The organism is Acetobacterium sp. (assembly GCF_041752335.1).
Taxonomy (GTDB): Bacteria; Bacillota; Clostridia; order Eubacteriales; family Eubacteriaceae; genus Acetobacterium.
This window is the reverse complement of sequence record NZ_JBGSHG010000126.1, coordinates 113,875-124,999: the sequence shown is the minus strand read 5'-3', so window position 1 is coordinate 124,999 and position 11,125 is coordinate 113,875. Positions and strand designations below refer to the sequence as shown.

At 47.4% G+C, this 11,125-nt stretch carries 6 protein-coding genes and 1 pseudogene; 2 read left to right on the top strand and 5 right to left on the bottom strand.

Features of this window, described 5'->3' with window-relative positions; all coding sequences use genetic code 11:
• Positions 1-153: 153 nt before the first annotated feature.
• Together ACEW8F_RS15845 and ACEW8F_RS15840 are read left to right on the top strand one after the other, a co-directional pair.
• Positions 154-1,215: pseudogene (locus ACEW8F_RS15845) on the top strand (iron-containing alcohol dehydrogenase); the annotation flags it as partial.
• Complete coding sequence (locus tag ACEW8F_RS15840) at positions 1,193-2,692, top strand: HD domain-containing phosphohydrolase (RefSeq protein ID WP_373484435.1); 1,500 nt, start codon at positions 1,193-1,195, stop codon at positions 2,690-2,692. The pseudogene ACEW8F_RS15845 and the gene ACEW8F_RS15840, both read left to right, overlap by 23 nt.
• 33 nt (positions 2,693-2,725) lie before the next feature.
• Here ACEW8F_RS15840 and ACEW8F_RS15835 read toward each other — a convergent pair whose 3' ends face one another.
• The 5 genes from ACEW8F_RS15835 to kdpB all read right to left on the bottom strand — a co-directional run bounded on the left by ACEW8F_RS15835 (position 2,726) and on the right by kdpB (position 11,120).
• The gene (locus ACEW8F_RS15835) at positions 2,726-4,609 is read right to left on the bottom strand and encodes a diguanylate cyclase (RefSeq protein ID WP_373484434.1); all 1,884 of its coding nucleotides are present in this window, start codon (positions 4,607-4,609) and stop codon (positions 2,726-2,728) included.
• Between the two features lie 425 nt (positions 4,610-5,034).
• Positions 5,035-5,742, bottom strand: coding sequence for a response regulator (locus ACEW8F_RS15830; RefSeq protein ID WP_373484433.1), 708 nt, complete (start codon positions 5,740-5,742; stop codon positions 5,035-5,037).
• Positions 5,735-8,446 (bottom strand): DUF4118 domain-containing protein, encoded by a 2,712-nt coding sequence (locus tag ACEW8F_RS15825; protein WP_373484432.1) that lies wholly within the window; start codon positions 8,444-8,446, stop codon positions 5,735-5,737. Before ACEW8F_RS15825 ends, ACEW8F_RS15830 begins: the two co-directional genes overlap by 8 nt.
• A 27-nt stretch (positions 8,447-8,473) precedes the next feature.
• Positions 8,474-9,052, bottom strand: a complete 579-nt coding sequence (gene kdpC / locus ACEW8F_RS15820) for a potassium-transporting ATPase subunit KdpC (protein ID WP_373484431.1) — start codon at positions 9,050-9,052, stop codon at positions 8,474-8,476.
• Between the two features lie 10 nt (positions 9,053-9,062).
• Complete coding sequence (gene kdpB, locus ACEW8F_RS15815) at positions 9,063-11,120, bottom strand: potassium-transporting ATPase subunit KdpB (RefSeq protein ID WP_373484430.1); 2,058 nt, start codon at positions 11,118-11,120, stop codon at positions 9,063-9,065.
• Positions 11,121-11,125: the final 5 nt, after the last annotated feature.

The window sequence follows — 11,125 nt, the reverse complement described above, 5'->3', positions numbered from 1 at the left end:
TAATTCCCATAAAGCGATCACCATCCTCGTTATACATTATAATATATAACGAGGTAAAAGTAAATGCAAAATAGGCTCAAACCACTGGTTTTAATGGGTTTTTAACGAAATAGCTCGTTACACTTTTCGGGAACCTAGGATTTTAATGCTAAAAAACCGATGATTGTGACCGATAAAAACATTCAGGACTTTGAGTGGTTTCATGAAACCATTAGTCTGATCCGCCCCCACGTTGAAAAGCTTTTCTTTTTTGATGAAACAACCCCCAATCCCAAAGATATCGAAGCGATGCTCGGCGCTGATCTTTTTTTATCCCTGGGTTGCGACCTGATCATCGCCATTGGCGGCGGCAGCTCCATCGACTGTGCTAAATGCATCAGTATTGTCGCTTCCAATGGCGGCAATATTCTGGACTACGAAGGGGTAGATGAGGTAAGGATGCCGGGCCCGCCGCTAATTTGTATTCCCACCACCGCCGGGTCTTCTGCCGATGTTTCCCAATTTGCGATTATCAAGGACACCGCTGCGAATATTAAACGGGCGATTATCAGCAAAAAAGTGGTCCCGGATCTGGCGCTGATTGACCCGGTGCCGCTGATGTCGATGGATCCCTATTTAACTGCCTGTACCGCTATGGATGCCCTGACCCATGCCATCGAAGCCTATGTCTCCAATACCCATTCAGCCCTCACCGACGTTCATGCCCTGGAATCGATCCGTCTGATTAGTCAGGCCATCGAAGCATCAGTAAGTCCAGAGCGCAGCATCGAAACGATGTTTCAGCTAATGCTTGGTTCGCTCCAGGCCGGTTTGGCTTTTTCCAATGCCAGCCTCGGTGCTGTCCATGCCATGTCTCACTCCATGGGCGGTCTTCTGGATTTACCCCATGGTGAGTGCAACAGTATTCTGCTGGAGCATATTATTTCCATGAATTTCGAAACGGTTCCCAACCGCTATCGTGACATTGCCAGGCAATTTGGTTTGTCGGTGGATAATATCAGTGATTCACTGCTGCTCGAAATGATTATTAACCGCATCGTTTCGATGCGGGAAAACTTGAATATTCCATCCTGTATCAAGGTGGATAATCTTGAAGAAAGCACCATCGACTATTTGGTGGAAAATGCCCTGAATGATCCCTGTATGGTGACCAACCCCAGGGTTTTGACAAAAGAAGAGGTGAGAATTATTTATGGACGAGTATTACAACCCTAAAAATAAAAAAGCGATTACCCGGGAATCGATTATCGGCCTGGGCGAAAACTCCTTTAAAAAAAATTATTACTCCGAACTGCAAACCAAACTTTTGGATCTGGAACGGATCAACAGTCGGATCAAAGCCTTAATCGCCACCATTCCCGATATTCTGCTGATCAGTAACGGCAAAGGTCAGATCACGCCGCTGAATCCGTCACTAAAAACCGCAGCCTTTGCGCTTCTGGAGATCATGCGCAACCAGATTCTAATGTCTGATTTGAAGCAGGTCATCGAACTGGTGATGCGCACCCGGGTTTTATCCGACTATTATTTTACGATGCATCTTCAGGAAGCCCTTCATTATTTTGAAGTTCGGGTTCAAATTTCCAGCTTTGATGAGATCCTGATCATGATCCGGGATATGACCGAACGGGTGATCATGGAAAAGAAGCTGCGGGATCTGGTGGACAAAGACACCCTGACCCATATTAACAACCGCCGCTTTTTCGAAGTCGAGCTGGAACAGATCAATAACCGGCAGATCGAAAATTTAACCATCCTGCTGCTGGATATTGACGGCCTTAAATTTGTCAATGACACCCTGGGACATCTAATGGGCGATCAGGTGATTGTCTCGGCCAGCCAGGTTATCAGCCATTGTTTTCAAGCAATGGGGATTGTTTCCCGAATTGGCGGTGATGAATTCGGCGTGATTGTCAAAAATCAGTGGCCGGACAGCGTCGAAACGGCTCTTGAAAAGATGAATACCCACTTGAAATGTTTGAATGAATTGCCGGATGCGACCTTTAAAATCTCCCTTTCCTACGGCTATTCCTATCACGCTTGCGGTTTGGTCAATACCAACTTTCTGTTTCAGGAAGCTGACAATAATATGTATCAGAACAAGCTGCTCAAAGAATCCAGCACCCGAAATAATCTGGTCAAAACCCTGATGAAAGCCCTGGAAGCCAAGGATTATGTCACCGAAGGCCATACCAGTCGAATGGACACCCTGGCTACTCTTATCGGTCAGGCGCTGCGGCTGCCTCAAAATGTGATAGATCGGATCCAGTTACTGACTAAATTCCATGATATCGGCAAGGTCGGAATTCCCGACAGCATTCTCAAAAAACCGGGTGCTTTAACCCCTGATGAATGGAAGGTAATGAAAACTCATTGTGCCATCGGCGAACGGATTGCTAATGAGTCCTCGGAACTGAAGGAAATTTCTCACCTGATTTTAAAGCATCAGGAAAAATGGGACGGCAGCGGCTATCCCTTAGGCCTTGCCGGCGAAGATATCCCAATTGAGTGCCGGGTTTTAGCGATTGTCGATTCCTATGACGCGATGACCAATGACCGTCCCTATCGGGGGGCATTAAGCCCTGAAACAGCCATCAATGAGATTATTTGCTGTGCCGGAACCCAATTTGATCCCGGCATGGTAAAGATTTTCCGCCAGGTCATTGAACAACACTTAAGGCCTCAGCAATGATTCATTACTGAGGCCTTAAAATGCTTTTTGCGCTTATCGGGTTATTTTGGTGGTATAGGTATTTTCTTCGCGAATCACTTTTTCCAGGGCTTCCACCACTTCGGGATCGTAATGAGTACCGACATTGCGTTTCATTTCATCCATGGCTTCATCGATACTGATGGCCTTGCGATAGTCCTTATCTGTTGTCATATCATCAAATCGCTCCCCGACGGCAATAATTCGGGACAGTTTGGGTGTTTCTTTGCCCTTGAGTCCCTGGGGATACCCGGTGCCGTCCCAACGTTCATGGTGTCCCAGGACAATATTGGCCAGATCGATGGTATGATCAAAGGCATTCAAAATACGGTAACCGACCACCGGGTGCATTTTCATTTCTTTATAGGTGTCATCAATCACATATTCATTTTTACTGGCCACCTCTTTATCCAGGGCCACTTTTCCAATATCATGGAGGTAGGCCGCTTTTGACACCTTATTGATTTCCGCTTCCGGCATATTCATTTTTCGGGCAATTTTCTTGCAAATCTCACTGGTTCTTCTGGCATGTTCCGCTTCTACCGGCAATTCGCCGTATAACTTATCGAGAATAATGTTAAAGGCATCTTCCTTCTTTTTGCCCCGATTCAGGGTTTTTTTCATATACATATTGTCTTCAGCGCTGGCAATGATGACTTCGATATTTTCTTCCGGTTCATACTTTGTGGCCACGCCCAGGGAGACATTTCCCTGGATCGATTTGATTTTTTCTTTACTGAAATTATCTTTGATACGATCCGAAAGTTTTTGGGCATCTTTCTTTTCGGTTTGCGGCAGCAGGATGGCAAATTCATCCCCACCCCAGCGGGCGATAATATCATCGGCCCGACAGACCTTCTTAAATATTTCCGAAACTTTTTTGATCAATTCATCGCCGGCTTCATGGCCAAAAATATCATTAGTCAGTTTTAACCCATCCACATCGCCAATAATAACAGAAAGCGGTAGATTTCTTTCGGTATCCAGTCGCACCAGTTCTTCTTCAAAAAAGCGGCGATTGTATAAACCGGTTAAGGCGTCATGGAAGCTATTATATTCAATGGCGGCCCGCTTTTCTTTCTTTTCGGTAACATCTCTAAAGATGACAATGGCCCCGTCGATATGCCCCTCATCGTCGCTGATGGGAGCAATGCTGTCTTCCAGGTGGATTTTCCTTCCATCCCGGGAAACCAGTACCGCATGGCTGTCGAATTCTTTCATGGTGTTGTCTTGAAAGGCTTCCTCAATGGGATCTGGAACGACCCCACTGTCATTATCATGTTCCAATACGAAGACCTGGGAATAGTGTTTTCCCAGCGCTTCTCTGGCTGTCCAGCCGGTCATTTCCTCGGCGGTGCTGTTGAGCATCTCAATCTTTCCCATCGGATCGACAATCATCACGCCATCACTGATCGACATCAGCGTTTTTAGATATTTCTCGCGATTCTTTTCCGACGCCGAGCGGATATAAGCCCCGACTCCAAAATTTCCATTGAGCAGATCAACGGGGAATTTGGTGGTTTTGAAAATTTTTCCGCGCCACAGCACATCATCCGTCACAAAGGTTTTTGTCGCCAATACTTTTTTATCTGTTAGTCTTTCTTTCATGGCCATTTTTTCTTCCAGAATTTCGAAATCATCCTGTCCGATAATCGCTTCTGAACTGATGCCATAAAAATCCTCCATGGCTAAATTGACAAAGATATAGTTCAACTCATTATCTTTCAAAGAAACCGGTATCTCCTCGGACTCGATAAAGGTCTGAACCAGCTCATTAAAGCGACGAATTTCCCGTTCTTTTTTTCTTTTTCGGCCTCTTTTGAGAAAAAAGTACAGCCCCAGACCAAACAAAAAAAGAATAATCAGGATGATTGCAATACTCACTGCTGTTATTTTCATATTTTTCCTTCTTCAATCACTGGTCGACACTTAACCTGCGTGATCTCTTCCTGTTATCTCGAATTTTATGCAAAGGTCGGCATGCTCAGCCTACTTGCCATCACTAAAATTAGCCTTATTCCATACGAACCGGTCTGCCCCTGATCTTTTATCCCGCACTATTTTTACTTCAGCTGTTTATTATATCAGTTCCACATTATGATCTGTTTAAAGAAATGTATTTTTCCAAACAACTTTTCGATTTTTCCCATTTTATTTTCAGATTCTAATTAGATCTAGTATGCCATTTTTAGGCATTGATCGTCAATAGATTTAATAAAAATCAAAAAACGTGAAAACTTGTTGGTTCATATATTCCCACAAAACAAAAAAAATACCAATTGAAATTGTTGGCAACTCAATTGGCATTTTTTTCTTAAAATTTTTTAATCTTCCAGTTCTTCTACCATCCGATAACCGACCCCAACCTGGGTGACAATATATTGGGGTTCCGCGGGATTTTCTTCGATTTTTCGGCGAATGTTGGCCATATTCACCCGCAGGGCTTGAATCTCGTTGGTATAGGGGCCCCAAACCTCCCTGATAATATAATCATGGGTCAGCACTTTCCCAATATTTTTTGACAGCAGGACGATGATTTTATATTCAATCGGCGTCAAATGAATGGACTTCTCAGCAAGTGTCACCATGCGCTTATCGTAATCAATGGCAAGATCACCGATCACCAGACTGGTGGTTTCCAGCGTATTTTCACCCCGGTTTTTAGGACTGTGCCGGATTCCCGTGCGGATTCTTGCCAGTAACTCGGCAGTGCCAAAGGGTTTGGTGATATAGTCATCCGCTCCCAGATCCAGAGCTTCCACCTTTTCCCGCTCATGTCCTCGGGCGGATACCACAACCACCGGTATATTCGACCAGACCCGAATGGTTTTCAGCACATCCATGCCATCCATATCCGGCAAACCCAAGTCCAGCAGAATTAGATCCGGCGAATAGGATGCGGTCATTGAGATCGCTTCTTTCCCCGTGACTGCTTTGATCATTTTATAATCATTGGCTTTTAATATGGCCGCAATGAAGTTGGAAATCCCCGCCTCATCCTCGACAATTAGTATAACTGATTTATTATCCATTTTCCTGGCCCTCCTGCAGCGGTAAGGTGAATCGAAAAACTGCGCCGCCCTGCTCTTTATTTTCCGCTTCCATTTTTCCCTGATGGGCCTTGACGATGGAATTGCAAATGGACAGACCAATCCCCATTCCCCGGGATGAATCAGAGCTCCGTTTACCATCTGGTACATAGGTCTCAAAGAGATAGGGAAAATCCTGGTCACTGATGCCTTTTCCCTGATCACTGACTTCAAATACCGCCTCATTCCCAGATTTTTTCACCTCAACCGCAATGACCGAGTCCGGTGGCGAATACTTGCTCGCATTTTCCAGCAGGTTGATCATCACCTGCTCGATTAGGGTGCCATCCATGGGGACGATCAACAGCACCTCCGGTACCTTGACCTTAATTTTGCGACCGGCAAAGCGTTTGCGGATCCGGCTGATGGCTTCGGCCACAATTTCTTCGGCCGCCTCCGGTTTTTTAGTCACATTCATGGGCCCCTCATTAATCCGGGTAACCGAAAGCAGATTTTCCACCATCCGAATCAACCACTGGGAATCCTCGCGAATATTGGCGATCAAGGTATCATGGGTTTCCTGATCCATGGTACTGCCATTCTCCAGAATCGCCGAACTTGCCCCTAAAATTCCGGTTAGCGGGGTCCGCAGATCATGGGATATGCCCCGGAGCAGATTGCTTCTCATTTTTTCCTTCTCGGATTCAACGAGCATCCGTCTTTGTTCGTTAGAAAGATAGTGCCGTTCCAGAGCCATCTCAACCTGGGAAGCAATCATCCTTAAAAACAGGCGATTATTCTGATTAAGAACGCCATTTGCACAGGACAAACCGATGACCCCCAGCACCTTACTCTGAGATACAATCGGCAGATAAAAAGCCCCTGCCCCCATCAAGGTATCGGTCCCCGCACCGGCACATTTTTTATTCATAAAGACCCAATGGGCCACTGCCCGCTCGCTTTCTGACTTAAGAAAAGAAGCATCCCCATCCAGCGATGATTGCAGAAAGGTTTCTGATTGATGATCCTCCGGGTCCTGACTATAGAAAATCGCCGACCGGCCAAAAATCTTGACCATGTAGGTATTGATCAGCTCGATGGTTTCTTCAAAATCCCGGGATGCCAGCAATTTTTTATTAATCTCATAGAGCACCTCGGTGCGGTGTTCCCGCTCCACCGCCAGGCGGGCCTGGGTTTTGATCCGAACCGTTAAGGCACTGGTAATCAGCGCCACCAACAGCATAATGACAAAGGTAATCGGATACCCCTCCTGAATGGCATGCAAGGTATAATATGGGATGGTAAAAAAGAAATTAAACACCAGCACCGTCAGACATGAGGCCAGAATCCCATAAAAATAGCCCACAGTGACCCTTGAAATAATCAGTACCGATAAAATATAAACCATAATAATATTCTGGTCACTGATGTTCAGCGCCTGCAGGATTAATGAAATAAAGGTTGCAGCGACAATAATCAACAGCGTTTTTAAGCCATCCTGCCAGGAAAAGAACAGGTTCCTGCTGATCCGCAGCCGCCGGTGCTGATACAAGGCGCTTTTATTCTTCCCCAGATTGCCGGGGATAATATGAATTTCAATGCTGGGCAGCATGGCAATCAGTTTTTCTTCAAGGCTTGCTTTGAAATAACTGATCAGCGATTTTTTATTTCGGCTTTTGCCGATGACAATATTGGTGATCCCCGACAACTTGGCGTATTCAGCAATCACAGTGGCCACATCGTTCCCATTAAGGGTGACGATTTCGGCTCCCAGCCGTTCTGCCAGCGCCAGATTATCCCGCACCGTGTTTTTTTCGTCATCCGTCATCGCATCGCTATCCATATCTTCAACATAAACGGCTGTCCAGGGCGCCCGAAATGCTTCAGCGGTGCGGTCAGTCCAGCGAATGCACCGTGCTGATGAAGGTGACGCACTGATACAGACCATTAACCTGATGCTGGCCATTTTTTTTGACAGCCGGGGCTCGTTCTGATTATCGGTACTGATCCGATTGGCAGCATTTCGCATCGCAATTTCCCGGAGCAGACGAAGATTTTCTCGGGTGAAAAAATTATCCAGGGCTTTTTGAGTTCGTTCCGGCCTGTAAACTTTGCCGCTTTCAAAGCGTCGCAGCAATTCATCGGGCTCAATATCAATCAGGCGAATCTTATCGGCCTGATTAAAGACATAATCCGGGATGGTTTCTTGCACACCGACCCGGGTTATTTTCTGGACCACATCGTTCAGACTTTCCAGATGCTGTACATTGACCGTGGTAAAAACATCAATGCCCGCATTGAGCAGTTCTTCAATATCCTGATATCTTTTTTTGTTGCGCATTCCCGGGGCATTAGTGTGCGCCAGTTCATCCACCAGGATCAGTTCCGGCTTCCGGTCGAGGGCGGCATCCAGATCAAACTCTTTAAGCTGAAGCTTTCGGTATTCCACCATTTTAGGTGGCAGGGTGGGCAAGCCACTCATGATCTGGATGGTTTCCGGTCGGGTGTGTTCTTCCACATAGCCCACCAGCACATCAACGCCGCAACGCAGCTGCTCCTGGGCATCATCGATCATGGCATAGGTTTTGCCGACGCCGGCCGCATACCCGAAAAAGATTTCCAACCGCCCTTTCTTATTTTGTTCTTTGATAAACAAATCTTCCAAAATATCATCCGGATTGGGACGGGTATCGCTGAAATCCACCATTTAGTTCCCCACCTTCATCTCGTTATTTTACTGCATCCATCCATCCAGAGCCAGATTCACCTTCAAGACATTGACGGCCTCTGTTCCCCAGATGCCCAGCAGTTTCCCCGTTGTATAGCGGGCAATAATTTCCCGGACAACTTCGGCAGAGATATTTCGCGCCTGAGCAATCCGTTCAACCTGATATTCTGCGGCTTCCGGAGAGATATTAGGATCAACCCCGCTTCCCGAAGCCGTTACCAGATCACTGGGAATATTACCCCCATTTTCGGGATCAAGAGCCTGCCACCAGGCCACCCGCTCTTGTATCAGCGCCTTTTGTTCTTCACTGACCGGCGATAATTGGGATGTTCCCGGGGGTCTGCCGATCAGATATTGGGGCTTAGTAAAGGTCTGGCCGATCAGGGCTGAGCCCACATCGATGGTTGTTCCGTTTTCCTGTGTTATTGTAATGATACTACCATTTGCCTGATTTGGGAATGCAATTTGTGCAATACTTGTTACAATAACCGGATAAACCACCCCACAAATCAGGGTGAGCGCCAGAAAACTGACCAATACCGGCCGTAATTTTAACCCCATCGATTCACTTTTGTTTTTTTCCATCTTCTTCACCTCACCCCAGACCCAGGACGGTTAACAGCATGTCCAGTAATTTTATGGCCACAAACGGAGCCACTAAACCGCCTAAACCATAAATCAGCAGATTTCTTTGCAGTAGTTTTCCCGCTGCCACTTCCCGATACCTGACCCCTTTTAACGCCAGCGGAATCAAAGCAATAATAATCAGGGCGTTATAGATTATCGCCGCCAGGATGGCACTTTTGGCACTGGTCAGTCCCATTATGTTCAGCCCCATCAATTGTGGATAAATACTGAAAAACAAAACCGGAATGAGCGCAAAATATTTAGCCACATCATTGGCGACACTGAAGGTTGTCAGGGCCCCTCTGGTCATCAGCAGCTGTTTTCCGATGCGCACAATATCGATCAGTTTAGTGGGGCTGGAATCCAGATCGACCATATTTCCGGCTTCTTTGGCAGCCTGGGTTCCAGTATTCATGGCCACTGCCACATCGGCCTGGGCCAGCGCCGGGGCATCATTGGTGCCGTCGCCGGTCATGGCGACCAGATGTCCCTTCGCCTGATAATCCCGGATCAGGGCCAGCTTAGCCTCGGGGGTTGCTTCGGCCAGAAAATCGTCCACCCCCGCCTCGGCGGCAATGGCCGCCGCCGTCATCGGATTGTCGCCGGTAATCATAATCGTTTTGATTCCCATTTTTCGCAAATCTTCAAAGCGTTCCTTAACGCCATTTTTGACAACATCCTTAAGGTAGATCACGCCCAGGACCTGATTGTTTCTGGCCACCACCAGTGGGGTTCCCCCGTCATTCGCGACCTTTTTGACAATCTCATGGCATTCCTCGGGATAGTCGCCGCCGTTAGCCAAAACGAAGGCTTTCACCGCTTCGGCGGCCCCTTTGCGAATCTGCTGACCCTGAAAATCAATCCCGCTCATTCTGGTTTTAGCTGTAAATGGCACAAAGCTGGCTCCCAGGGCTTTAATGTCCCGGCCCCGCAGATCAAACCGTTCCTTTGCCAGCACCACAATACTCCGCCCTTCCGCCGTTTCATCAGCCAGTGAAGACAATTGCGCCGCGTCGGCAAGGGCTTTTTCGGTGACCCCGGTAATCGGGATAAAAACACTGGCCTGACGATTTCCCAGGGTAATGGTTCCGGTTTTATCCAGCAATAAGACATCCACATCGCCGGCCGCCTCAATGGCTCTACCGCTCATGGCCAGCACATTGGCCTGATTCAGCCGACTCATACCGGCAATACCAATGGATGAAAGCAGGGCCCCAATGGTTGTCGGTGCCAGACAAACCAGCAGCGCAATGACATTGGTGATCGAAATCCCGGCGCCGGCGCCGGCCTGTTTACTGGCAAAATAAGAAAAGGGCAGCAAGGTGGCGCTAACCACCAGAAAAATTATCGTCAGTGCGACCAGTAGAATCTGCAAAGCGATTTCATTGGGGGTTTTCTTTCGCGATGCGCCCTCAACCATGGCAATCATTTTATCAAGAAAGCTTTCGCCGGCCGCTGCTGTCACCTGAATCACCAGCCAGTCCGATAGCAGGGTGGTGCCCCCGGTGACGGCACTGCGATCCCCTCCTGATTCGCGGATCACCGGTGCGGATTCTCCGGTGATGGCACTTTCATCCACTGACGCCGCCCCTTCAATGACATCCCCATCCATCGGAATCTGCTCGCCGGACTTCACATAAACGATATCACCCTTTTTCAGGCTACTTGATGAGACTTCAGTATAAACCTCCAGGTCGACTGATGATTTCAGCTTGCGCGCTTTGACATCTTTGCGGGCACTGCGCAAACTGTCGGCCTGAGCCCGGCCGCGGCCTTCGGCAATCGCTTCAGCAAAATTTGCAAATAAAACCGTAAACCACAGGATTACGGCAATCGCCAGGGTATAACCGGCCCCTTCGTCGTTAATCTGGGCAAAGCTCAGGAAATAAAGAGCGGTAGTCATGATGGCGCCGACAAAAACCACAAACATCACCGGATTTTTCAACTGTACCCGGGGTGACAATTTAGTAAAGGATTGCCTGATTGCATCAATTAGAATATTTTTATTCAACTCATTATTTTCCACTATTA

Coding starts and splice junctions, on each gene's coding strand:
- ACEW8F_RS15840 (WP_373484435.1), top strand. CDS start 1,193: ATGGACGAGTATTACAACCCTAAAAATAAAAAAGCGATTACCCGGGAA.
- kdpC (WP_373484431.1), bottom strand. CDS start 9,052: ATGGAAAAAAACAAAAGTGAATCGATGGGGTTAAAATTACGGCCGGTA.
- ACEW8F_RS15830 (WP_373484433.1), bottom strand. CDS start 5,742: ATGGATAATAAATCAGTTATACTAATTGTCGAGGATGAGGCGGGGATT.
- ACEW8F_RS15825 (WP_373484432.1), bottom strand. CDS start 8,446: ATGGTGGATTTCAGCGATACCCGTCCCAATCCGGATGATATTTTGGAA.
- ACEW8F_RS15835 (WP_373484434.1), bottom strand. CDS start 4,609: ATGAAAATAACAGCAGTGAGTATTGCAATCATCCTGATTATTCTTTTT.